24 protein-coding genes and 1 pseudogene are annotated in these 21966 nt (G+C 66.5%); 8 read left to right on the top strand and 17 right to left on the bottom strand.

The annotated features are described in order from the left end of the window. Nucleotides 1–20: 20 nt before the first annotated feature. Together NS6_RS32675 and miaB are read right to left on the bottom strand one after the other, a co-directional pair. Nucleotides 21–728, bottom strand: a complete 708-nt coding sequence (locus tag NS6_RS32675) for an Rv2732c family membrane protein (protein WP_210747573.1) — start codon at nucleotides 726–728, stop codon at nucleotides 21–23. After that, nucleotides 725–2278 (bottom strand): tRNA (N6-isopentenyl adenosine(37)-C2)-methylthiotransferase MiaB, encoded by a 1554-nt coding sequence (miaB, locus tag NS6_RS32670; protein ID WP_068050070.1) that lies wholly within the window; start codon nucleotides 2276–2278, stop codon nucleotides 725–727. The genes NS6_RS32675 and miaB overlap by 4 nt, the downstream gene beginning before the upstream one ends. A gap of 381 nt (nucleotides 2279–2659) precedes the next feature. Between miaB and NS6_RS32665 the strand changes: the two genes are divergently transcribed. From NS6_RS32665 to NS6_RS32650, 4 genes are all read left to right on the top strand, one after another. Next, the gene (locus NS6_RS32665) at nucleotides 2660–3388 is read left to right on the top strand and encodes an amino acid ABC transporter ATP-binding protein (protein ID WP_174552660.1); all 729 of its coding nucleotides are present in this window, start codon (nucleotides 2660–2662) and stop codon (nucleotides 3386–3388) included. Between the two features lie 93 nt (nucleotides 3389–3481). Next, nucleotides 3482–4321: a glutamate ABC transporter substrate-binding protein gene (locus NS6_RS32660; protein ID WP_068050066.1), complete on the top strand. Its 840-nt coding sequence runs from the start codon at nucleotides 3482–3484 to the stop codon at nucleotides 4319–4321. A gap of 83 nt (nucleotides 4322–4404) precedes the next feature. Beyond that, entirely contained in the window at nucleotides 4405–5085 is a 681-nt protein-coding gene (locus NS6_RS32655; protein ID WP_084471661.1) for an amino acid ABC transporter permease, read from the top strand. Then, nucleotides 5082–5975 carry an amino acid ABC transporter permease gene (locus NS6_RS32650; RefSeq protein ID WP_068050065.1) on the top strand — a complete coding sequence of 298 codons (894 nt, stop codon included), beginning with the start codon at nucleotides 5082–5084 and terminating at the stop codon, nucleotides 5973–5975. Before NS6_RS32655 ends, NS6_RS32650 begins: the two co-directional genes overlap by 4 nt. 629 nt (nucleotides 5976–6604) lie before the next feature. Here the strand turns inward: NS6_RS32650 and recX are convergent. The 12 genes and pseudogenes from recX to pgsA all read right to left on the bottom strand — a co-directional run bounded on the left by recX (nucleotide 6605) and on the right by pgsA (nucleotide 15076). Next, complete coding sequence (gene recX, locus NS6_RS32645) at nucleotides 6605–7186, bottom strand: recombination regulator RecX (RefSeq protein WP_084471668.1); 582 nt, start codon at nucleotides 7184–7186, stop codon at nucleotides 6605–6607. A 154-nt stretch (nucleotides 7187–7340) separates the two neighbouring features. Further along, entirely contained in the window at nucleotides 7341–8378 is a 1038-nt protein-coding gene (gene recA, locus NS6_RS32640; RefSeq protein WP_068050062.1) for a recombinase RecA, read from the bottom strand. Between the two features lie 147 nt (nucleotides 8379–8525). Further along, nucleotides 8526–8776 (bottom strand): annotated as a pseudogene (locus tag NS6_RS34445) (DUF1348 family protein); the annotation flags it as partial. 3 nt (nucleotides 8777–8779) lie between these two features. Then, complete coding sequence (locus NS6_RS32635; protein ID WP_068050113.1) at nucleotides 8780–8974, bottom strand: DUF3046 domain-containing protein; 195 nt, start codon at nucleotides 8972–8974, stop codon at nucleotides 8780–8782. Between the two features lie 43 nt (nucleotides 8975–9017). Beyond that, the gene (locus NS6_RS32630; protein WP_068050060.1) at nucleotides 9018–10181 is read right to left on the bottom strand and encodes a glycosyltransferase; all 1164 of its coding nucleotides are present in this window, start codon (nucleotides 10179–10181) and stop codon (nucleotides 9018–9020) included. Nucleotides 10182–10258: 77 nt separating this feature from the next. After that, a complete protein-coding gene (locus tag NS6_RS32625; RefSeq protein ID WP_068050058.1) occupies nucleotides 10259–10978 on the bottom strand; it encodes a PIG-L deacetylase family protein in 720 nt (239 codons plus the stop codon). A gap of 70 nt (nucleotides 10979–11048) precedes the next feature. Further along, a complete protein-coding gene (locus NS6_RS35330; protein ID WP_168443547.1) occupies nucleotides 11049–11222 on the bottom strand; it encodes a hypothetical protein in 174 nt (57 codons plus the stop codon). Between the two features lie 110 nt (nucleotides 11223–11332). Next, entirely contained in the window at nucleotides 11333–12271 is a 939-nt protein-coding gene (gene pspM, locus NS6_RS32620; protein ID WP_174552658.1) for a phage shock envelope stress response protein PspM, read from the bottom strand. Between the two features lie 28 nt (nucleotides 12272–12299). Next, a complete protein-coding gene (gene pspA, locus NS6_RS32615) occupies nucleotides 12300–13133 on the bottom strand; it encodes a phage shock protein PspA (RefSeq protein WP_068050055.1) in 834 nt (277 codons plus the stop codon). A gap of 220 nt (nucleotides 13134–13353) precedes the next feature. Next, complete coding sequence (locus NS6_RS32610) at nucleotides 13354–13791, bottom strand: helix-turn-helix domain-containing protein (RefSeq protein ID WP_068050053.1); 438 nt, start codon at nucleotides 13789–13791, stop codon at nucleotides 13354–13356. Nucleotides 13792–13916: 125 nt separating this feature from the next. Then, entirely contained in the window at nucleotides 13917–14426 is a 510-nt protein-coding gene (locus NS6_RS32605; protein ID WP_068050111.1) for a CinA family protein, read from the bottom strand. Continuing rightward, nucleotides 14423–15076 (bottom strand): CDP-diacylglycerol--glycerol-3-phosphate 3-phosphatidyltransferase, encoded by a 654-nt coding sequence (gene pgsA / locus NS6_RS32600; protein WP_068050051.1) that lies wholly within the window; start codon nucleotides 15074–15076, stop codon nucleotides 14423–14425. Before pgsA ends, NS6_RS32605 begins: the two co-directional genes overlap by 4 nt. Nucleotides 15077–15282: 206 nt before the next feature. Between pgsA and NS6_RS32595 the strand changes: the two genes are divergently transcribed. Continuing rightward, nucleotides 15283–15834 (top strand): amino-acid N-acetyltransferase, encoded by a 552-nt coding sequence (locus NS6_RS32595; RefSeq protein ID WP_068050049.1) that lies wholly within the window; start codon nucleotides 15283–15285, stop codon nucleotides 15832–15834. A gap of 64 nt (nucleotides 15835–15898) precedes the next feature. Then, a complete protein-coding gene (locus NS6_RS32590; protein ID WP_068050047.1) occupies nucleotides 15899–16183 on the top strand; it encodes a YciI family protein in 285 nt (94 codons plus the stop codon). Between the two features lie 58 nt (nucleotides 16184–16241). Here the strand turns inward: NS6_RS32590 and NS6_RS32585 are convergent, their stop codons facing one another. From NS6_RS32585 to NS6_RS32575, 3 genes are all read right to left on the bottom strand, one after another. Then, nucleotides 16242–17243 (bottom strand): TerC family protein, encoded by a 1002-nt coding sequence (locus NS6_RS32585; RefSeq protein ID WP_068050045.1) that lies wholly within the window; start codon nucleotides 17241–17243, stop codon nucleotides 16242–16244. A 136-nt stretch (nucleotides 17244–17379) separates the two neighbouring features. Beyond that, nucleotides 17380–19998 (bottom strand): DNA translocase FtsK, encoded by a 2619-nt coding sequence (locus NS6_RS32580; RefSeq protein ID WP_068050044.1) that lies wholly within the window; start codon nucleotides 19996–19998, stop codon nucleotides 17380–17382. A gap of 165 nt (nucleotides 19999–20163) precedes the next feature. Then, a complete protein-coding gene (locus NS6_RS32575) occupies nucleotides 20164–20787 on the bottom strand; it encodes a TIGR03085 family metal-binding protein (RefSeq protein ID WP_068050042.1) in 624 nt (207 codons plus the stop codon). Between the two features lie 123 nt (nucleotides 20788–20910). On the opposite strand from NS6_RS32575, the gene NS6_RS32570 reads away from it, so the two are divergent. After that, on the top strand, nucleotides 20911–21306 hold the full coding sequence (locus tag NS6_RS32570) for a DUF4189 domain-containing protein (protein ID WP_068050040.1): 396 nt from the start codon (nucleotides 20911–20913) through the stop codon (nucleotides 21304–21306). Nucleotides 21307–21374: 68 nt separating this feature from the next. After that, nucleotides 21375–21935: a WKL family lipoprotein gene (locus tag NS6_RS32565; protein WP_068050109.1), complete on the top strand. Its 561-nt coding sequence runs from the start codon at nucleotides 21375–21377 to the stop codon at nucleotides 21933–21935. The last annotated feature ends 31 nt before the right edge of the window (nucleotides 21936–21966 follow it).

Genomic DNA, 21966 nt, shown 5'->3' with positions numbered 1-21966 from the left:
GCAGCACCCCACGCCGGGGCTCAGTCCTCGCCGAGCCGCCGGCGCCGCTCTCGTTCCTCATCGCGGGCCGCAGCGATGCGCCGCTGCTCTTCCGCGGCGAGCTGCAGCGCGGTACGGCTCCACACGACCTTCACCCAGTGGAAGGTCAGCACCATGATGGCGAGCGCGCCCAGGATCAGACCGAACCCTGGGCCCGCACCCACGTAGTTGTTGATCCCCGGCGTCTGCCGATGCCAGATCGAGAAGACACCGAACGCGCTGGCGATCGCTGATCCGGCCACCGCCAGCCACGCGAGTGCCCAGCGCCGGGTCATCAACGCCAGCAGCGAGAACCCGATACCGAACACCAGCACGAACCAGACGAAAATCCGTGACGGCAACCCGATGTGCTCGATACTCGCCACTTCCGAACCGAGCAGCACATCGAAACCGCGCGCCGCGCCGGCGTGCGGCAGCACCAGCGATACCAGCAGGACGAACACCGCACCCGCCACCACCATGGCGCGTACCCCGGGGTCGATCTCCCCGGCGATGCGGCGTTCTACCGCGTCCAGGTCGTCGCGGTACTCCTCGAACTTCTCGGTCGTCTCGGCCGGGTTCACTGAATCCTCGTTTCCGTCGGCTGATTCGTCGTCTCGCGCCACCGGGTCTCCGGCCGGCGGCTGCACCGGGCCGGCAGCGCCGGACTCGTCCGCCCGTTCCCGGTCCTCGTCACCCGGCAGAGTCATACCCCGCACCCGGTGGAGCATCCCGAGCCGACCGGCTCCGCCTCGGGCGCACCCAGCCGCGGCAGCCCGAGACCCACCCCGATGGGTGCGGTCTTGGGTGTGGTTCCGGCCTCGTGGGCATCACCGGCACGGGTCCGCCGATGCGTGATGACCCCGTTGTCGGCGACGAGAAAATGCGGTGCCGCGCCTGTCACCGCCACAGTGACCACATCGCCCGGCCGGATCGGCTCGGCCGCATTCTCGGGCCGGAAATGCACCAGCCGGCCGTCGCGAGCACGACCGCTCATCCGGGCGGTGGCGGCATTCTTCTTCCCGGCACCGTCGGCGACCAGCAACTCCACCTCGGTCCCGACCAGCTCGTGATTGGCTTCCAGACAGACCTGGTCCTGCAGCGCGATGAGCCGCTCGTAGCGCTCCTGCACCACATGTTTGGGGACCTGATCGGCCATCTCCGCCGCCGGAGTTCCCGGGCGGGGCGAATACTGGAAGGTGAAAGCGCTGGTGAACCGAGCCTTCTGCACCACCTCGAGAGTTTGCCGGAAATCGTCCTCGGTCTCGCCGGGGAAGCCGACGATGATGTCGGTGGTGATCGCGGCATTCGGCATCGCCGCACGCACCTTGTCGATGATGCCGAGGAAGCGGGCCTGCCGGTACGAGCGCCGCATCGACTTCAGCACCCGGTCCGAACCCGATTGCAGCGGCATATGCAGTTGCGGGCACACGTTCGGCGTCGCAGCCATGGCCTCGATCACATCGTCGGTGAACTCGGCCGGATGCGGCGAGGTGAAACGCACTCGCTCCAGCCCGTCGATACCCCCGCACGCCCGCAGCAGTTTCGCGAACGCGCCACGGTCGCGAGGCTGATCCGGGTCGGCGAAGGACGCTCCGTAGGAATTGACGTTCTGCCCCAGCAACGTCACTTCGAGAACGCCCTGGTCCACCAGTGCCTGCACTTCGGCCAGCACATCGCCCGGGCGCCGGTCGACCTCCTTGCCGCGCAGCGACGGCACGATGCAGAACGTGCAGGTGTTGTTACAACCGACAGATATCGAGACCCACCCCGCGTACGCCGATTCCCGCCGCGCCGGCAGCGTCGATGGAAAGGCCTCCAGCGATTCCAGGATCTCCACCTCGGCGGCATCGTTGTGCCGGGCACGCTCGAGCAGCACAGGCAACGAACCGAGATTGTGCGTGCCGAACACCACATCGACCCAGGGCGCCTTGCGCAGCACCGTGTCGCGATCCTTCTGGGCCAGACAGCCGCCGACGGCGATCTGCATACCCGGCCGCGACGCCTTGACCGGCGCGAGATGACCGAGCGTGCCGTACAGCTTGTTATCGGCGTTCTCCCGCACCGCGCAGGTATTGAACACGACGAGATCGGCCGGCGCACCGGGCGCAGCTCTGGCGTATCCCGCATCCTCGAGCAGGCCGGACAAGCGTTCGGAATCGTGCACGTTCATCTGGCAACCGAAGGTGCGGACTTCGTAACTACGCGTCCCGGCCGGCTCGACCCTGGTAGGAAGCGTTATCTGTCCGATCGAATCCACCCGTCCAGGGTACGGGGTGTGGTTTCGGCATCGCCTCCGGCGTCGCAGGGTCGAGGTATCCGGGCGCCGAACGGCCGGGTGCCCGGCAGTCGTCCCGAGCCCGGTACCGCGGGCGATCCCCCTGGGTCCATACCGCGCGCTCTGATCGGGCATACTGATCGGGCACTGCGGCCGGCCGGCTTCCCGGGCGGCAAATCGCCGACGAGCGAATGGATTACGGCGGATTGCCGCCGGGTTAAGACCGAATGTCAGACCGGTGTGGCGTCCGGGTGTGTCGCCGAAAGGCGCGCAAATCCGGAAATTCGGCTTAAGGTCATCTGCATGACCGACGCCACCGACGCCGACGCGCCAGGTGCGGCGGGCGATACCGCCACGCCGCCGATGATCTCTCTACGCGCTGTCGACAAGCATTTCGGCGCCCTGCATGTTCTGCGCGATATCAACCTCGAGGTGCCCCGTGGGCAAGTGGTGATCGTGCTCGGCCCCTCGGGTTCCGGAAAATCGACGCTGTGCCGCACAATCAACCGGCTGGAACCGATCGACACCGGTGAGATCCGGGTCGACGGTGTGCCGCTGCCCGCGGAAGGCCGGGGCCTGGCCGCGCTGCGCGCGGATGTCGGCATGGTCTTCCAGTCCTTCAACTTGTTCGCGCACAAGACGATCGTCGAGAACGTCATGCTCGCGCCGATGAAGGTGCGTAAGACCAAGAAGGACGAGGCTCGCGCGCGGGCGATGGAACTGCTGAAACGCGTCGGTATCGCCGACCAGGCGGACAAGTATCCGGCACAGCTGTCCGGGGGCCAGCAGCAACGGGTCGCGATCGCCCGTGCCTTGGCGATGAGCCCGAAGGTGATGCTGTTCGACGAACCTACCTCGGCCCTCGACCCCGAAATGGTCAACGAAGTACTCGATGTGATGGTTTCGCTTGCGAAAGAGGGGATGACCATGCTGGTCGTCACCCACGAGATGGGATTCGCCCGCCGCGCCGGCGACCGTGTGCTGTTCATGGCCGACGGCCAGGTCGTGGAGGACACCGACCCGGAGACCTTCTTCAGTGCGCCCGAGTCCGATCGCGCCAAGGACTTCCTGGGCAAGATACTCAGCCACTGACAGCAGCCGGCCCGGCTCCGCGTCCAGCGTGACAGCCGGTGCGATCGGCGCGGCAGCACAGCACCATCGAGAAGATGAGGGAAGGAAAACCCGATGAGGATCAACCGAGCATTCCGCCTCGCGGTCGGAGCGGTCGCCGTGGCCGTAACTGCCGCCACCACCGCTGCCTGCGGTGGCGGCAGCGATAAGACCGCCCTGGAGAACGCCCAGGAGGGCAAGCTCACCATCGGCATCAAATACGACCAGCCCGGTCTGGGGTTGCGCAACACCGACGGCACCTACAGCGGCTTCGATGTCGAAGTGGCCAAATACGTGGCCTCCAAACTCGGTGTCCAGCCGGACGCAATCACCTTCAAGGAAGCGCCGTCCGCGCAGCGCGAGACGCTGATCGAGAACGGTCAGGTCGATTTCGTGGTCGCCTCGTATTCGATCACCGACGCCCGTAAGGAGAAGGTAGATTTCGCCGGCCCGTACTACGTGGCCGGGCAGAGCCTGCTGGTGCGCGCCGACAACAACGAGATCACCGGCCCGGAGACCATCGCCGGAAAGACAGTGTGCTCGGTGACCGGTTCCACCCCGGCACAGAACATCCAGAAGAAGTTCCCCGACACCCAGCTGCAGACCTATGACACTTACTCGCTGTGTCTGGAGGGCCTGAACAGTGGCGCGGTGGCGGCAATGACCACCGACGACATCATCCTGGCCGGCTACGCCTCGCAGGCGCCCGGCAAGTACAAGGTCGTGGGCGAGAAGTTCACCACCGAGAACTACGGGATCGGTGTGCAGAAGGGCGATCAGGAATCCCGCGACAAGATCAACGACGCGATCGAGGAAATGATCAGCTCGGGCGCCTGGGACGCCGCGTTCCAGGAATCGGTCGGCAAGGCCGCCAGCTACGAAACCCCGGAGGCACCGCAGGTGGACCGGTACTGATTCACCACATCGGCGGGCCGCACCGGTAACGGCGCGGCCCGCCGATCCCGGCCCTTCCCGCCGATCGGAGGCGCGCAACCACCGTGTTCGATTTGATCTCGGAATACGACACCCAGCTGCTCGAAGCATTCTGGATGACCATAAAACTGACCGTCCTGTCCGCGGTCGGTTCGCTGGTACTGGGCACCCTCATAGCCGGTATGCGGGTCTCCCCGGTCCCAGTGGCCCGCTGGGTCGGCACCACGTATGTGACCATTTTCCGCAATACCCCGCTCACCCTCATCCTGGTGTTCTGTTCGCTGGGCCTGTATTCCACGCTCGGGATGAATCTGGCCTCCGAAGGTCCGACCTCGCTGGCCGACAACAACTTCCGTTGGGCCGTCATCGGCTTGAGTGTGTACACGGCCGCTTTCGTCTGCGAATCGCTGCGCGCCGGGATCAATACGGTGCCGCTGGGCCAGTCGGAGGCCGGGCGCTCGCTGGGTCTCGGCTTTGTGCAGAACCTGCGGATCATCGTGCTGCCGCAGGCTTTCCGGGCGGTGATCGCACCGCTGGGCAGCGTGTTCATCGCCCTCACCAAGAACACGACTGTCGCCTCGGCGATCAGCGTGGCCGAGGCCTCGTTCCTGATGAAGAACATGATCGAAACCGAGGCTGCGCTGATCACCATCGGTCTCATTTTCACCCTCGGTTTCGTGATCCTGACGCTGCCGGCCGGCCTGCTGTTCGGGCATCTGGCCAAACGATTCGAGGTGGCCCGATGAGTGCCAAGGCATCTGTTCTCTACGACGCCCCGGGCCCCGTCGCCCGAGTCCGCAATATCCTCTACTCGCTCGTCGTACTGGCGGCGGTGCTCGTCGCAGGCTGGTACGTCTACCGCGGTTTCGCGGATCAAGGCCAGTTCACGGCCGACAAATGGGAGCCGTTCCTCGACGGCGCGGTATGGACCACCTACATCCTGCCGGGCCTGAAGGGCACCGTGGTCGCCGCGGCGCTGTCGATCGTGTTCGCCCTGGTACTCGGCATGATCTTCGGGATCGCCCGTCTCTCCGATCATCGGTGGCTGCGCTGGACTGCGGGCACCGTCGTCGAGATCGCCCGCGCCATCCCGGTGCTGATCCTGATGATCTTCCTTTTCGCCCTGTACTCCGAGTACGACCTCTTCGATTCCGAGTACCTGGCGCTGGGCGCCGTGGTGACCGCGCTGACCATCTACAACGGGTCGGTGATCGCCGAGATCGTGCGCGCGGGAATTCTGTCCCTCCCCAAAGGGCAGACCGAGGCCGGTGTCGCGCTGGGGTTGCGCAAGGGCCAGCTGATGCGCCTGATCCTGCTACCGCAGGCGATCACCGCCATGCTGCCGGCACTGGTATCGCAGATGGTGGTGGCATTGAAGGATTCCGCGCTGGGTTATGTGATCACCTACGAGGAAGTCGTCCGCAGCGCACAGCAACTCGGCGCCGCGGAATCGAACACCATCCCCGCGCTGATCGTTGTCGCGATCATCATGATCCTGCTGAACGTCCTGCTCTCCACCATCGCCACCCGGCTGGAGAAACGACTACGTTCCGGCCGCCGCAAGCGGGGCGGCGCAGTGGTCGCCGCCGACACCGTCATCACCGATGCCGCTCCCGGAGTGGATATCACCAAATAACCGTGTCGATACCGGGCGGCGGGTGAGCGCGAACATGCGTTCCCCCCCTGCCCGGTATGCGGATCCTCCCCGCGAGGCTCCGCGCAGACAGCGCACGACTACTGAACCGGGAACCGGGAACGATGTCGTGCGACTGCGAGCCACACATCATCGGCACCCCTTCGGCCATATCGATCTCGCCGCCCCTGCGATTCGCGCCTCGGCGGCCGTGATCGGCCATTGTGCTGATGTCGACTTCTACGTCCGGGCTGTATCACCGAGTCCCTGGGATATGCCGCTGCGCCGTTCACTATTGCCGTAACCGACAGGGTTCTCGGCGCTGTCGGCAACGAGGCCCACACCGCCGCCGCCGCGGCGCAGTGCCACGGGGAGTCTGTTCGGCGCAGCAGGTAGCAGCGCGAACCTGCCCGTGCTATTCCGAATCGGAGCGAAGCACCTCGGCGTCACCGTAGGAGCACGGACCGAACCTCAGGATTCGGAGGCAACTTCATACCCGGCGGGGGCGTCGTAGACCAGGATGTATCGCCAGAACAGGCACCGCCGAATCCTGGCTCCCGGAAGTTCCCGCCCGGCCGCGACCCGGATCTCCGCCGGATTCTTCTGCGGCTCTGCGGTGGGTTCTGCGGCGGTCAGCCGAGCGGCGCATCGGGTTCGTCGAGATCGGAACCCCCTCGGGCCGCGTCCCATTCGGCTTTGACCACCGTGTACGCCACGGAATGGCCGTAACCGCGGCGGGCGAGCATCCCGACCAGCCGCCGGATGGCCTTCTCCCGATCCAGCCCTGCGGGCAGCGTGCGCAGTTTGCGGCGCACCAGCTCGGTGGCCCGATCGTGTTCGTCGTCGGCGGTGATGTCGTCGAGCGCGGCCGCCGCTTCCTCGGGTGCCACACCCTTGCGGCGTAATTCCTGGGCCAGCGCTTGCCGGCCCTTTCCCGAGAAACTGTGCCGCTGCCGCACCCACTGCCGCGCGAATTCGGCATCGTCGATCAGTCCTACCTCGGCCAGCCGGTCGAGGGACTGCTCGATCGCCTCGGAGGCGAAACCCTTGGCAGACAGCCGCTGCGCGAGTTCGGTTCGGCTACGTGCGCGGACCGCGAGCAGCCGGAGGCTTGCTTCTTTCACCTGTTCCAGCGATCCGCCCGGCAAGCTGATGCCATCGGCACCGCCGATTCCCTGTTGCGGTCCGGCTGCGCCGGGACCGGGCGGACGCATCCGCTGCGGATCGGATTCGTCCGCCCGATCCCCCAGGCCGGTACCGGCAGGCCGGGCACCACCGGCCGCGAGGATCTCGTCCAATCGGCGACGGACCTCCGCCACCGGATCGGTCAGGTCCGGGCCCTCCGATACCGCGCGCTGATTCATCGGATCAGAAATCGGCCGGGGTCTCCTCCGGAGCGGTCACATCCGCCCCGATGCCCAGCTTTTCCTTGATCTTCTTCTCGACCTCGTCACGAATATCGATATTGTCCAGCAGGAACTTGCGAGCGTTCTCTTTACCCTGCCCGAGCTGATCGCCCTCGTAGGTGTACCAGGAGCCGGATTTACGGATGAACCCGTGCTCCACCCCCATATCGATCAGCGACCCCTCCTTCGAAATCCCGTGACCGTACAGGATGTCGAATTCGGCTTGCTTGAACGGCGGGCTCACCTTGTTCTTCACGACCTTCACCCGGGTCCGGTTGCCCACCGCATCGCTACCGTCCTTCAGCGTTTCGATACGCCGGACATCCAGGCGAACCGACGCGTAGAACTTCAACGCCTTGCCACCGGTCGTGGTCTCGGGAGAACCGAACATGACACCGATTTTCTCGCGCAGCTGATTGATGAAAATCGCTGTGGTGCCGGAATTGTTCAGGGCGCTGGTCATCTTGCGCAGGGCCTGGCTCATCAGACGGGCCTGCAGGCCGACATGGCTGTCGCCCATTTCACCCTCGATTTCGGCGCGCGGCACCAGCGCGGCGACCGAGTCGATGACGATGATATCGATGGCGCCGGAGCGGACCAGCATATCGGCGATTTCCAGGGCCTGTTCACCGGTATCGGGCTGGGATACCAGCAGAGCATCGGTATCGACGCCGAGTTTGGCGGCGTAATCGGGATCGAGGGCGTGCTCGGCATCGATGAAGGCGGCGACCCCACCGAGAGCCTGTGCGTTGGCGACGGCGTGCAGCGCGACGGTGGTCTTACCGGAGGCTTCCGGACCGTAGACCTCCACGACCCGGCCACGTGGCAGTCCCCCGATACCCAGCGCGACATCCAGTGCGATGGACCCGGTCGGGATAACCGAGACGGGCTGGCGGGCCTCCTCCCCGAGACGCATCACCGCGCCTTTGCCGAAGCTCTTCTCGACCTGCGCGAGCGCGAGCTCCAGTGCCTTGTCTCGGTCGTAGGCCTGTGGCGCCATCGTGACTCCCCTTTTCACCGGTTGGTTGGTAGGTAGGTGGTGTGGTTGGTGCCCACGGTAGAGGGCGGCACCGACAAGTTCCGGAGCTCAGCCTAGACGAACAGGTGTTCGAGTCAAGCTCCGGATCCGCGCGTCGCCGCCCACCCGTCACCACTGCGGCAGCGGCGTTGTATCCCCTTCCGGCCGGGGGCCGTGGATCCGGCGCTCCCCGGCCGCGATCGGCACATCATCGATACTGGCCTCACGGCGTGCCCCGGGGCGAATTCCCACTGTTCGTTCCCATAGCTGCGCCACCACTGCCCGGAATCGTCGTGCCATTCGTACTGGAATCGCACGGCAATCCGATTCTCCGACCAGGCCCGCAGCTCCTTGGGAACCGGAAACGGCCCCGATTCACGGCGTCACCACTGGGAACGTGGAACGTCGAATTCGGCGCACAGCGCGCGCCACACCTCACGAGGATCCACACCGGCTTCGATGGCCGCCGAACCGGTCCGGCCGTCCAGCGCGAGGATGACGTGATCGTTGAGCAAGGTGTCACCCCGGGTCTCGCCGAATTCGGTGTGCAAGAGTTCTTGGAATTCCGTCAACCGCACGTGCCCGAAGATACCCGTCCGCACACCCTGAGCGGCCCGCGGATCAACCCGCCCGGACGCCGCCCGCCACCCGGCGACAGATATCCACCGGATCCGCGACGTCACCGGCTCCCGCAGCGGCCGTGCGCGCCGCGGCCGCGAAACCGGGATCGTCCAGGATCCGGCGGACCGCCTCGCGCACCGAGTCCGCAGCCAGGGGCCGGATCAGCAACGAACTCCCCTGCCGCACCGCACGGTTCGCCAATTCCCACTGGTCTCCACCGCCCGGAACCGTAACCACGGGAACCCCGGCGGACAAGGCCTTGGCCAGCAGCCCGTGACCGCCGCCGCCGATCACCACCGACGCTCGGGACAGCAGTTCGTCCTGCCGCCCCAACCCGGCTCGCGCCCAGGACGGTAGATCGGCCCGCGGCTCGTCCAGCATCGAGATCACCGCCCGCACCCCCGCCCCGTCGAGCGCCGTCAGGACGGTATCGACCATTCCGTCCACACCGGTGTGTGCGGTGGACGGAGCGACCATCACCAGCGGCTCGTCACCGGGCGGCGGATCGAGGATCCGATCGGTGGGCTCCCAGAACAGTGGCCCGACGAGATGCGTCTTCGCCGGCCAATCCGGGCGCGGCACTTCGAGTGCGGGCAGGGTGGCGATCAACCGGGCGGCCGGGCCGGGGTCGGCGGCCGGTAGCCCCACTCCGGCCCGTGCCAGTTCACGTTGTCGCGTACCGGTGCGCACGGCGCGTGCCGTGAACTTCCGCAGTACCGTGTCGCGGGCGCGACCACGTAACCCCGTCCCCGGGGCGAGACCGCTGCCGATCGGTGGCAGCCCCTTCGACGGGAGGTAGAGAGGATGCGGGGAAAGCTCCACCCACGGGACCCGCAGCCGTTCGGCCGCCATCCCGCCACCGGCCGTCAGCACATCCGATACGACCAGTTCGGGCAGCATAGCGCTGAGCTCGGGCAGGATCTCGGTGGAGATGTAGGCCGCTCGTTGATGAATCCGCGCGCCGGCGTCGGCATCGTCGTCGGCGGGGCGCGGCGCCAGCCCCTTCAGCCGGCGCACTCCGATCCCGGCCTCCCGGGCGGCGTCGAACCACCGCGGACCGGTGAAGAGCACGGGTTCGTCGCCTGCTTCCAGGAAACGCAGGCATATCGCGATAGCGGGAAACGCATGGCCCGGATCAGGACCGGCGACAACAGCTACTCGCATCCGCCCAGCCTGCCATGGCCCGTTACGCCGGCGTGCGCGGGGTTCGAGGTCCCGCAACGTCGTTCGGCCGGCATGGCTCAGAAAGTGAACAGTTCGAAACCGACCGCGCGAGTGGCCGGGAAACCCGAGATAGACCCTGTTGTCATCGTCACCACAGCCCGGGCCTGCTCGGCCACGGACTGCTCCGGGTTCAGGACTTCCAGATAGCGCCGGTGTTCCGCCAGGGATGCTTCGGCCGCATCAACAGTGGCGGTGACGTCCACTGCGTGGGTGACTCCGCTGGGAACTGCGACAGCCGCCCACCGCGCGTTCCATGGCGCGAGGTCGGCTATTTCGGGGAATATCCATTCGTTGCCCGCGTCCGATACCGCGTCGAGGCCGGCGCGTCCCACCGCCCGGTGGTCGGCACTGTTGACGAACCCCGGCGCCCAGGTCGGACCGAAATGCCCGAGAACCACGAGTTCCGGACGATGCCGCCGGATCGCGGCCGCCAGGTCGCGGCGTAGTTCCAGGTTCGCTTCGAGGCGGCCGTCGGGGTGGCCGAGGAATTCGACCTCCCGCACTCCGACCACGGCCGCGGAGGCGCGCTCCTCGGCTTCCCGGAGCGGACCGGACTCCGCGGGCGGCAGGCCCGCGATCCCGGCCTCCCCGGAAGTGGCCAGCAGATATCGGATATCCTTGCCCTGGCCGGTCCAGCGGGCAACAGCCGCGGCGACCCCGTACTCGATATCGTCGGGATGCGCGACGATCACCAGTGCGCGCTGCCAGTCTTCGGGAAGCGGGGGAACAGTCGTCATAGTCCCATCCTGGTCGATCCGCGTCTCGTGCGCGGCGCAAATCTGCCGGCTACGGGGCTTCTGCGTCCGTTCAGACCTTGGTGACGGTGTTGTCGTCCGACCCCGAGATCGCCTTGTAGAGCAGATACAGCCCGAACACCACGGCGCTGATCACCAGAATCGGGAACAGCCCCTTGATCAGCGCGCCGATCACTGCCAGCGCGATCCAGACGACGGCAACCACGCCGATGATCTTCCACAACATTTTTGCCTCCCAGTGATTGTCTCTACGTCGAGCATGACACCGCAGGAACGGGAAATCACCAGGTGAGAGGCAATATAGGGGGAAGATCAGGGTTGTCCCTGAGTGGAATTTCAGCGGCGGCCGGTATGCCGTACGGGCTCCGCGACGGGCGCGGCCATACTCGGCGCGGCGGGCGGTAGCAGCGGATCGGGGGCTCGGTCGGCGAGCTCGGTAAGAGCCTGGGCCCAGCCGTCCATCCGGTCGGCGGCCTGGCGGAGGTCGGCGACGATACCGTCGAATTCGAAGCGCAGTACGCCTGTTTCGTCCACGGCCAGAATTCGGGTGGCTGCGGCCACGACGTGCTCGTATTCGGTGACGCCGGTATCGAGCCGGGCGACGATCGATTGCACGGTCTGGTTCAGGCGCCGGATATCTGTCGTATCGGTGAGGGCGGCCGCGCGACCGCTGAGGGTGCCTACAGCCCCTTCCATGGTGGCGATATCGGTGGCGAGCGCGGTCAGGGCGGCGGCGCCGGAGGCAGCGGTGGCCACCAGATCGTCCAGTTCGTCGGCCGGTAGGCGGCGGGTGCGTGCGATCTGGCCGGCCACATCGTGCAGAACCCGTTCCGCACGAGCCAGCCGCGATACCGCGGGACGGGCCGCGGAACGGGCGGAGGGAAGTGTGCGCGGGACGTAACCCGCGAGCGGCAGCGGCGCGCGGCGCAGCTGCAGGTAGCGCCGGGTACTCAGCGCCGCGCCGGTGACCAGGGCGATAGCGCCGCCACCCAAAACGAGCACGGCCCAGGCAGGGGCCGACAGAATGACCAGGCCGACCGTTCCGGCGGTGGTCAGACCGGATGCGGTGCTCAGGCCGATACTGCGGCGCCGAGCGCGCCGCCGGCGGCGGAGTTCGCGTTCACGAGGGTCCGCCCAGCGCCGGACGGCGACGAGAGCATTCTCTCCGGCCGTCCGGAGGGACGCGGCTACGGAGGCGGCCTGCTGCGGGAGGTCCGGACGGGCAGGGTCGAACACCGGGGCCCCGGCGGGGTACCGGGTTCGATCAGACTTCATATGCTGTCCTCGCCGAACTTTCGTCCCGCTACTGCTGAGCGGCCTGGCCTTTGTTCATCTGCGGTTGGGGCTGGGCCGGCTCGGCGGTGGATTGTCCCGGGTCGATCGCGGCGTTGGCGCCGCCGGCGGGCAACGCGTCACCACGCATGGACGCCCGGATCTGTTCCAGGCGGCTGTGGCCGGCCATCTGGATGCTGGCCTGCTGGACCTCGACCATCCGGCCCTGCACGCTGTTCTGGGCGAGTTCGGCGGACCCGAGAGCATTGGCGTACCGGCGTTCGATCTTGTCGCGCACCGCGTCGAGGCTGGGAACGCTGCCGGGGGCGGACAGGGTGCTGTCCATTTGCTGCAGGGAGGCGCTGACCTGCTCCTGCATTTTCGCCTGTTCGAGCTGGCTGAGCAGTTTGGTGCGCTCGGCGACCTTCTGCTGCAGCAGCATCGCGTTCTGCTCGACCGCCTTCTTGGCCTGCGCGGCGGCTTGCAGGGACTGATCGTGGAGCACCTTCAGGTCTTCGACCGATTGTTCCGCGGTGACCAGCTGCGCGGCGAACGCCTCGGCCGCATTGGTGTACTGGATCGCCTTCTCGGCATCCCCGGCGGCATTGGCCTGATCGGCCAGAGTAACCGCCTGCCGGGCGTTGGCGTTGAGCTTCTCCACCTCGTCGAGCTGGCGGTTCAGCTTCATCTCGAGCTGCCGCTGGTTCCCGATCACCGAGGCGGCCTGCTGGGACAGGGCCTGGTGCTGGCGTTGCGCTTCTTCGATAGCCTGCTGAATCTGGACCTTCGGATCCGCGTGCTCCTCGATCTTGGAGTCGAAGAGGGCCATCAGATACTTCCAGGCCTTCGTGAACGGATTAGCCATCGGTTGATCCCGCCTCCATCTGCTGTGCCGCCTGGGCGACTCGCCAGTGCGCGACCGTCACGCACCCATCGGTACCTATCCTCCACCATGCGGCGCCCGGTACCGGCTACCGAAAAGCCGCGCCACGCCGCGGGCGGCCTGCGGACGCCTCCTACGAATCTATCTGCTCCGGTGCGTTACGCGCATTGTCACGATCGGATATACCGGGGCTATGACCGATTCAGGCCGCTTCGACCAGTACCAGCGGACCGTTATTGGGTGCCGGGATGACGATCCGGGTATCGCCGTCGACCTGCGGCCGGGCGGATCCGGCCGACATCGACGCGGCAGCACCGGCCGGGGCGGGTTCGGGCGCGGCCGGTTCGGCAGCCGGCTCGACGGTGGCCGGTTCCGCGGCACCGTGCCCGGCAGCGGCCACGGGGAGCTTTTCACCGGCGATGGTGGTGCTCACATCCCACAGGACCCGGGCCAGCGGTACGTCGAGGGCTTCACAGATCGCCGCCAGCAGTTCGCTGGAAGCCTCTTTCCGACCCCGTTCCACCTCGGACAGGTAGCCGAGGCTCACCCGCGCCGAGGTGGATACTTCGCGTAGGGTCCGGCTCTGGGCGAGGCGCGCACGCCGCAGACTGTCCCCGATCGCTTCTCGCAGCAGCGTCATCGAGTTCTCCTTCTCCCGGTCGGCTCATCGCCTCTGATGCCGCAGCCCACGGCACGCACGCGGTTCTCTCCTGGCACAACGTCGGAACCGGTCCCGGAGGTTCCCGGGGCCGGACGCGGATCCGCTCACCGGGTCGGTGAGTGGCCCCGCACGCACCGCAGCAGTTCCTGTACCGCGGCGCGAGTCGCTGTGAACCTGATATTCCACCGGTCGCCGGTCAGTTTCAACCGCATCACCTCGGTATGGCCGGGTCCGGCCAGACCGAGATAGACGGTGCCGACCTCGATTCCGTTCTGCGGGTCGGGTCCGGCGACCCCGGTCAGGGCCAGACCCCAGTCGGCAACGCATCTGGTCCGGGCGCCGACCGCGAGCTGTTCGGCGGTGCTCGCCGCAACCGGGCCTTCACCGGCCAGCACCTGCTCGTCGACCCCGGCCAGGTGATGTTTGAGATCGGTGGCGTAAACCACCAGTCCGCCCCGCAGCACGGCGCTGGCCCCGGGCACCCCGGCGATCGTGGCGGCGACGAGGCCCGCGGTGAGCGATTCCGCGGTAGCGACCGTGTGGCCGCTGTCCCGCAGCGCGGTGACGAGTTCCGCTGCCGCGGTCTCCCCGGCGAGCGGATCGGCCGTGGTCATCGGCGGCTGCGGTGCGGTCCGGCCAGCCACAGCCGCACAGCCTGGCCGACGTAGTCCAGTCCTGTCACCACCGTGAGCAACAACGCGATCCACATCAGCACCATTCCCGCAGTCGCGAACCCGCCGGCCAGCGGTAACAGCAGGACACCGATCGCCAGCGATTGGACCAAGGTTTTGAGTTTGCCGCCGCGGCCTGCCGGGATGACGCCGCGCCGGACCACCGCGAGCCGCAGCAGCGTGATCCCGATCTCGCGGGCACAGATCACAACGGTCATCCACCACGCCAGGTCGCCGAGGATGGACAGTCCGATCAACGCGGAGCCGATGAGGGCTTTGTCGGCGATGGGGTCGGCCAATTTCCCGAAATCGGTGACGAGACCGTATTTGCGGGCCAGTTGGCCGTCGAAGCGGTCGGTGATCGCCGCGAGCGCGAACAGCAGGGTCGCGGTGATCCGCCACCCCGTGTGGTGCCCACCGTCGGCGAACAGGGCCAGTACGAACAACGGGACCAGCGCGATACGCGCCATAGTCAGGATATTGGCGATGTTCAGCAACGGGACCGCGGATTCGGCGGGCGCCGCAGCGCGCTCCCCACGCGGCAGCGCGGGGGTAGCAAGCCGCCGGTCCATCTCTTCGGGGTGCACGCTCATAGCCGTCCCTGTGCGTACTCGCCCCGGCGCCGCTGCGCCGCTGCGCCACGTGCTCCCGGTACAGCCGCCCGCGATCGTCTGCGTACTGCCACGCCGGCCGGTCGCCGCACCGGTACGCCGGGATACCGGCGCGGGGTCGAGCGAGCGGGCGGGGTCTGCGGCACACACTCAGACTATCGGTACGGCCTCCGACTACTGTGCACCCCATGACCTCACGGGGACCCCTGGGCAGCGCGACCGGCGCTGCGCCCGGTACGCAGACCGCCTCCGTGCGAGTGCGTCGCGCCCGCACCTCCGATGTCCCGGCGATCAAATCGCTCGTCGATGTGTACGCGGGCCGGATCCTGCTGGAGAAAAACCTCGTCAACCTGTACGAATCCGTACAGGAGTTCTGGGTCGTCGATCTCGGTGACCGTGTGGTGGGCTGCGGGGCGCTGCATGTGCTGTGGGCGGATCTCGGTGAGGTGCGCACGGTGGCGGTGGCGCCTGATGTGAAGGGGCACGGTGTGGGCAAACTCATCGTGGATCAGCTCGTCGAGGTGGCCCGCGAACTCGAGTTGAGCCGCTTGTTCGTGCTCACTTTCGAGGTGGAGTTCTTCGCCCGGCACGGTTTCGCCGAGATCGACGGTACGCCGGTAACGGCGGAGGTCTACGCGGAGATGTGCCGGTCCTACGACACGGGCGTCGCGGAGTTCCTGGATCTCAGTTATGTGAAACCGAACACGCTGGGCAACACTCGGATGCTGCGCTCGCTCTGACGTGGGCTCGGGACCGTCGCGGTTCCGGCACGCCGGCCTGCGGGGCGCGCATTAGAGTCATCCCGTGCCGATCTTCGCTGTCCACTACACCTACTCCGATGCCACAGCTGCCGAGCGCGATAAGCAACGTCCCCGCCACCGGGCCTGGCTCGCCGATCACCTCGCGGACGAAACGCTGCTCAGCAGTGGGCCCTATCCGGACGGTTCGGGCGCACTGCTGTTGTTCCGCGCCGTGGATTCGCAGGCGCTCGGCCGGCTGCTGACGGCCGACCCGTTCGCGCAGGAGAGCTTGATCGACGAGGTACGGGCGACCGAATGGCAGCCCGTCCTCGGCGCGTTCGCCGGCTGACGAACACCGCGACCGGCGATATCGCGTACCGGCCGGTGCGGCCGGTACGCGATATGAACTACTCCTTCGGCTCCGCCGGCTGCGGGCGCGCCTTGCCTCGCGTACGCAGCAGGCTGGCCACAGTCGCGACCACCAGGATCCCGAGGATCACCGACAGCGAAAGCCCGGTGGAGATCTCCGGGACGCTCACATGCTCGCCACCGTTGATGAACGGCAGGGTGTTCTCGTGCAGGGCGTGCAGGACCAGTTTTACGCCGATGAAGGCCAGGATCGCAGACAGTCCGTAAGACAGGTACACGAGCCGGTCCAGCAGGCCGCCGATCAGGAAATACAGCTGGCGCAGACCCATCAGTGCGAACGCGTTCGCGGTGAAGACGATGTAAGGCTCTTCGGTGAGACCGTAGATCGCCGGAATGGAATCGAGCGCGAAGAGCAGATCGGCGAAACCGATGGCCAATAACGCCAGCAGCATCGGGGTGACCACCCGGCGGCCGTCGATCCGGGTGATCAGCTTGTCGCCGTCGTAGTCCTCGGTGGTGGGTACCAGCCGTTTGGTCAGTGCGACGACGCGACTGTCGCGTTTCTGTTCCCCCTCGACCTCGTGCCCGCTTTCCCGCACCATCTTGATCGCGGTGTAGACCAGGAACAGGCCGAAGAGGTAGAAGACCCAGCTGAACGTGCTGATCGCGGCGGCGCCTACGGCGATGAACCCGCCACGCATCACCAAAGCGACCACGATGCCGATCAGCAGCACCTTCTGCTGATACATCCGTGGTACGGCGAAGGTGGACATGATGATCAAGAAGATGAACAGGTTGTCCACCGAGAGGGCCTTCTCGGTGACGAAACCGGCGTAGTACTCGCCGGCATAGGTGCCGCCCCATTTCCAGGCCACGACGCCGCCGAAGGCGAGCGCCAGACCGATGTACACCGCCGACCAGAAGCCGGATTCACGGAACGTCGGCTCGTGCGGGGTACGCACATGGGCGAAGAAGTCGAAAACGAACAGGCCGAGGATCACCACGATGGTGATCCCCCACACGAGAGCGGTTACCTGCATACGGTGATCCGTTCAGCGGTACGAGTCATGACGATAATAATGCCCGATATGCCCGATTAAGGCGTGTTGCGGGGTGATTGCCGGTTATCCTCGCACACCGGTCGCGGCCGTGCCCCGAGGGCACGGCCCGGTTCCGTCATTGTTCGTCCGGTTCCGGGGCTTCGTCCCCACCGCCGCGGATCGACCAGAGCAAACCATCGAGCTCGTCCGGTTTCACCAGCACATCACGTGCCTTGGACCCCTCGCTCGGTCCCACCACACCGCGGGTTTCCATCAGATCCATCAATCGCCCGGCCTTGGCGAACCCGACCCGTAATTTGCGCTGCAGCATCGAGGTGGAACCGAACTGAGAGGTCACCACCAGCTCCACTGCCTGCAGCAGAACGTCGAGGTCGTCACCGATATCGGGATCGACATCCTTCTTCTCCCCCGCCTTGGCGGCGGTGACCCCCTCGGTGTACTCCGGCTCGGCCTGGTTCTTGGTGAACTCGACGATCCCCTGGATCTCCTCATCGCTGATGAAAGCACCCTGCAGACGGGTCGGTTTCCCGGCACCCATCGGCAGGAACAGCCCGTCACCCATACCGATGAGCTTCTCGGCACCGGGCTGGTCGAGAATGACCCGCGAATCGGTGAGCGAAGAGGTCGCGAAGGCCAGTCGTGAGGGCACATTGGTCTTGATCAGACCGGTCACCACGTCGACCGACGGTCGCTGGGTGGCCAAGACGAGATGGATCCCCGCGGCGCGGGCCTTCTGGGTGATGCGCACGATGGCGTCCTCGACATCGCGCGGCGCCGTCATCATGAGATCGGCGAGTTCGTCGACGATGGCCAGGATGTACGGATAGGGCCGGTAGACGCGTTCGCTGCCCAGCGGCGTGGTGATGGCGCCGGATTTCACCTTCCGGTTGAAATCGTCGATATGGCGGACCTTGCTGGCCTGCATGTCCTGATAGCGCTGCTCCATCTCCTCCACCAGCCAGGCCAGCGCCGCGGCGGCCTTCTTCGGCTGGGTGATGATGGGGGTGATCAGGTGCGGGATGCCCTCGTACGGGGTCAGCTCCACCATCTTAGGATCGATCAGGATCATCCGGACCTCGTCCGGAGTGGCCCGCTGCAGCAGCGATACAAGCATCGAGTTGACGAAACTGGACTTACCGGAACCAGTGGAGCCGGCCACCAGCAGATGCGGCATCTTTGCCAGATTTGCCGCCAGGAACTCACCCTCGATGTTTTTGCCCAGGCCGATCACCAGCGGATGGTGATCGTTACGAGTGGACGGTGCCTTCAGTACGTCGGCCAGCCGAACCAGTTCCCGATCAGCATTGGGCACCTCGATACCGACGGCGGACTTCCCCGGAATCGGGGCGAGCAGGCGCACGTTCTCGGTGGCCACGGCATACGCGATATTGCGGGTCAGCGCCGTAATCTTCTCGACCTTCACGCCCGGACCGAGTTCGACTTCGTACCGGGTGACCGTCGGTCCGCGGACAAATCCGGTAACCGCCGCATCGATCTTGAACTGGACCAGGACCTCGGTGATCGCCTCGATCATGGATTCGTTGGCGGCGCTACGACGGCGCGGTGGATCTCCGTCGACCAGCAGATTCGTCGGCGGCAGGGTGTAATCGCCCTCGGCGACCCGGTCGGCGACGAATTCCGGCTCCGGATCCGGCGGCGGAGTCTGATCGACCGGTGCCGCGGCAGCGGGCTTGCGTTTTTTGCGTCCGGCCGGTTTATCCTCCCCTGGAGCGGCGATCGGTTTGGCGTCCCGCAGCGGTGGTTCGGCGGCGCCTTCGGGGCCGACCGGCGGCCCCGTGAACTCATCGGCCGGGTAGTCCTCGGCCGGTGCGCGGCCACGGCGGCGGGACCGGCCGGCCGGTTCGGCCGCCTCGTACTCGTCGATCGGGTCGTATCCGTCGCGATAATCGTCGTCGTACTCGGGGGCCCCGAAGAATTCCCGCAACCTCTGCGGTGCCTCACGGACCGTCGTACCGGTTACCAGCAGCACACCGAACACCATGGCCAGCAGCAGAATCGGCACCGAAAGCCAGGCCGTGAGCCCGTCGGTGAGTGGACCGCCGAAGACGAAACCGACGAAACCGGCGGCGTCGGCGCGCCCCGCGGCATCAGCCGGACCGCCGTCGGCGATATGCCACAGCCCGAGGAACGGCAAGCCGATCAGCAATCCACCCAATACCAGGCGCGGGCGGATCTCCGGTCGCGATTCGGTACGCATGAGCACCACGGCGATACCGGCGGCCACGAACGGCAGCACCGAAGACGCCGAGCCGGTGATCGCACGGATGAGACCCTCCACCCCACGCCCGATCGGACCGCCGGCCGACAGCCAGACCGCCGCCGCGATCACGGCACTGAGAGCGATCAGCCCCAATGCGACCCCGTCACGGCGATGTCCGTGTTCGATCTCCCCCGCACGGCTGATCGCGCGTGTGGTGGCGCCGACGCCGCGGGCCGCCATGGTCCATCCGCCGCTCACCAGTCGGGTGAATACGGCCAGCGGTGCGGTGTCCGAACGCCGCGGTGGGGCGGGACGGCGTGTGGTGCGCCGGGCGCGGGTGGCGGGCGCTTTGCGCGCGCCACCCTGCTGTGCGGTTTTTCGCTTCGGGCCCTGGGCCCGTGCGGCGCCGTCCGATCGACGCGTGCCCGAACGAGAACGGGCCGCGGTGGTCCGCCCCCGAGCCGATCCCGCCCGCGCACCCGGTGTGGTTGTGCCGCGGGACTTACCTGCCATGGGCTCAGGCTAGCCGCAACAACCCCATCCGGACCATCCGCAACACTGGTACCGGGGTCCCCAACGGTGGTGATTCTCGCCGCCCATCGGTGGACGCAGGCCTGCGTGCGGCTGTTTTCCACTGCCCGGAAGTCCCCGGAACGGGCCTGTCGGCACGGGTAGGGGTCAGATCGAACGATCCAGTTCGAGCACCTGGCGGACGGCCTCCGGCTCCCCTTCTGATTCGATCCGTACCTGCTCGCGCCCGAATGCGTGCAGCAGCAACTCGGCGGGTGCACCGGACAGGATCACCACGGGGCCGGGCTTGTCCACTACCCGGGCCCGGTCCCCCGACGGGGTCGACAGTTCCACCGGCACCGGGGATTTGCGGTAGGCCATCTTGCCCATCCGCCGCAGCACCGACCACAGCCGCTGCTGATCCTGATCGGACAGCTCCCGTGGCTCCCACCCCGGCCGCGCCCGCCGGACATCCTCATGGTGGACGAACATTTCACTGAGATTGGCGATCGCGTCCACCGGGCGCAACGGTGACCACCACGGCGGGCCGTTGCGGACCTTTTCCAGCAATTCCGGGAACGGACGCCGGGCGGCCTCGTCCTGCCGCCGCTGCAGATAACCGGCGAAGGGCCGCAACATGATCCCCGGTGCGGCGTCCGGACGGCGTTCCCGGACGACCAGATGCGCCGCGAGGTCGCGCACCGTCCAGTCTCCGCATAAAGTTGGCGCGTCCGGCCCGGTCTCGTCCATCGTTTCGACCATTGCACGGCGTTCACGCTGAGCGAAGTTCACACGATGAATCTAGCCGAGACCCAGCCATCGGGGAGGGGATGAGAACCGAACCGGTTGCTACGCAGCAGAGATGCTCTGTACTTTGTCATTCGGTCCATAGGGTCGTGGACCGATACACACAGAATGGGAACACCTTTGAAGAAGATTCTCACCGTTGCCGCCGTTCTGGTGGCGACCGTCGGTTCGATGTTCGCCGCTTCCGTGGCACCCGCGCACGCGCAGTACAGCAGTAACTACGGCGCCATCGCGGTCTCCCTTTCCACCGGTGACTACGGATGGTCCTACGACTACGACAGCTACTCCGAAGCAGAAGCGGCCGCCGAGGACCGGTGCGGTGCCGCCGATTGCGTGGCCAAGATCTCCTGGCGCAACGGCTGCGGTGCACTCGCGGTGTCGGACAACTGGCTGAGCTACGGATCCGGTTCGTCTCGGGCCGCTGCGCGGTCCGAAGCGCTGGCCAACAACCCGGGTAACGCCTACATCGAGCACTGGAACTGCACTTCGGGCTACGGCCTGTGAGTTCGTACCGACCACTTTTTCCGGCCGGCGCCGAATTCGCCGATTACCTGCGTAGGGGAAACAGAACTGTGAAAATCCGTCCATTCCGGATCGTGGCCGCCGTAACAATGGCCGCCGCCGCACTCACCTTCACCGCATGCTCGTCCACCGAGGAATCCTCGACCGACGCGGCTGCCACCAGTACCGAAGCTCCCGCCGAGTTCGAATCGGGTAAATCCCAGGACGGTCGGGAAGAAGGCAAGGCGCCGACGACCACCGCGCCTCCGAACCTGCCCAAGCCCACGGTCGAAGAACTCAACGACAAGCTCACACGAGCGCTCGACGGTGCGGTGAGCGAAGAAGAGAAGCTGGCCTTCATCGAGGATGCCGAACAGGATCCGCAGCTGGTCGACAAGCTGGTCGAGGCGGCCAAGAAGAATGAAGTGACTGTAAAGATCACCGAGGTCGGCGAACCGGCAGAGGGCAAGCTCACTGCTACCGCCGACATCACCATCGCCGGCAGCCCGGTGGAGAACGGCTCGGTCGCTTTCGTGGCCGAAGGTGATCAGTGGAAGATCGCCCACGATTTCGCGTGCACTGTTGTGAAGAACGCGGAACTCGATTCGGCGGCCTGCCAGCCCGAAGCCTGATCCACACGACCGGTACCGGATATATGAGAAC

Source organism: Nocardia speluncae NBRC 108251 (assembly GCF_001613245.1).
Lineage (GTDB): Bacteria > Actinomycetota > Actinomycetes > Mycobacteriales > Mycobacteriaceae > Nocardia > Nocardia speluncae.
This window is presented reverse-complemented; position numbering and strand designations above follow the sequence as displayed.

Bases quoted from the DNA above. Each gene is read 5' to 3' on its own strand.
- NS6_RS32665 (WP_174552660.1), top strand. From the start codon at position 2,660: ATGATCTCTCTACGCGCTGTCGACAAGCATTTCGGCGCCCTGCATGTT.
- pgsA (WP_068050051.1), bottom strand. From the start codon at position 15,076: ATGAGCGTGCACCCCGAAGAGATGGACCGGCGGCTTGCTACCCCCGCG.
- NS6_RS32630 (WP_068050060.1), bottom strand. From the start codon at position 10,181: ATGCGAGTAGCTGTTGTCGCCGGTCCTGATCCGGGCCATGCGTTTCCC.
- NS6_RS32580 (WP_068050044.1), bottom strand. From the start codon at position 19,998: ATGGCAGGTAAGTCCCGCGGCACAACCACACCGGGTGCGCGGGCGGGA.
- NS6_RS32595 (WP_068050049.1), top strand. From the start codon at position 15,283: ATGACCTCACGGGGACCCCTGGGCAGCGCGACCGGCGCTGCGCCCGGT.
- recX (WP_084471668.1), bottom strand. From the start codon at position 7,186: ATGCGTCCGCCCGGTCCCGGCGCAGCCGGACCGCAACAGGGAATCGGC.
- NS6_RS32660 (WP_068050066.1), top strand. From the start codon at position 3,482: ATGAGGATCAACCGAGCATTCCGCCTCGCGGTCGGAGCGGTCGCCGTG.
- NS6_RS32570 (WP_068050040.1), top strand. From the start codon at position 20,911: ATGGGAACACCTTTGAAGAAGATTCTCACCGTTGCCGCCGTTCTGGTG.
- NS6_RS32585 (WP_068050045.1), bottom strand. From the start codon at position 17,243: ATGCAGGTAACCGCTCTCGTGTGGGGGATCACCATCGTGGTGATCCTC.
- NS6_RS35330 (WP_168443547.1), bottom strand. From the start codon at position 11,222: ATGTTGTGGAAGATCATCGGCGTGGTTGCCGTCGTCTGGATCGCGCTG.
- NS6_RS32605 (WP_068050111.1), bottom strand. From the start codon at position 14,426: ATGACCACGGCCGATCCGCTCGCCGGGGAGACCGCGGCAGCGGAACTC.
- recA (WP_068050062.1), bottom strand. From the start codon at position 8,378: ATGGCGCCACAGGCCTACGACCGAGACAAGGCACTGGAGCTCGCGCTC.
- NS6_RS32650 (WP_068050065.1), top strand. From the start codon at position 5,082: ATGAGTGCCAAGGCATCTGTTCTCTACGACGCCCCGGGCCCCGTCGCC.
- pspA (WP_068050055.1), bottom strand. From the start codon at position 13,133: ATGGCTAATCCGTTCACGAAGGCCTGGAAGTATCTGATGGCCCTCTTC.
- NS6_RS32625 (WP_068050058.1), bottom strand. From the start codon at position 10,978: ATGACGACTGTTCCCCCGCTTCCCGAAGACTGGCAGCGCGCACTGGTG.
- NS6_RS32610 (WP_068050053.1), bottom strand. From the start codon at position 13,791: ATGACGCTGCTGCGAGAAGCGATCGGGGACAGTCTGCGGCGTGCGCGC.
- NS6_RS32675 (WP_210747573.1), bottom strand. From the start codon at position 728: ATGACTCTGCCGGGTGACGAGGACCGGGAACGGGCGGACGAGTCCGGC.
- pspM (WP_174552658.1), bottom strand. From the start codon at position 12,271: ATGAAGTCTGATCGAACCCGGTACCCCGCCGGGGCCCCGGTGTTCGAC.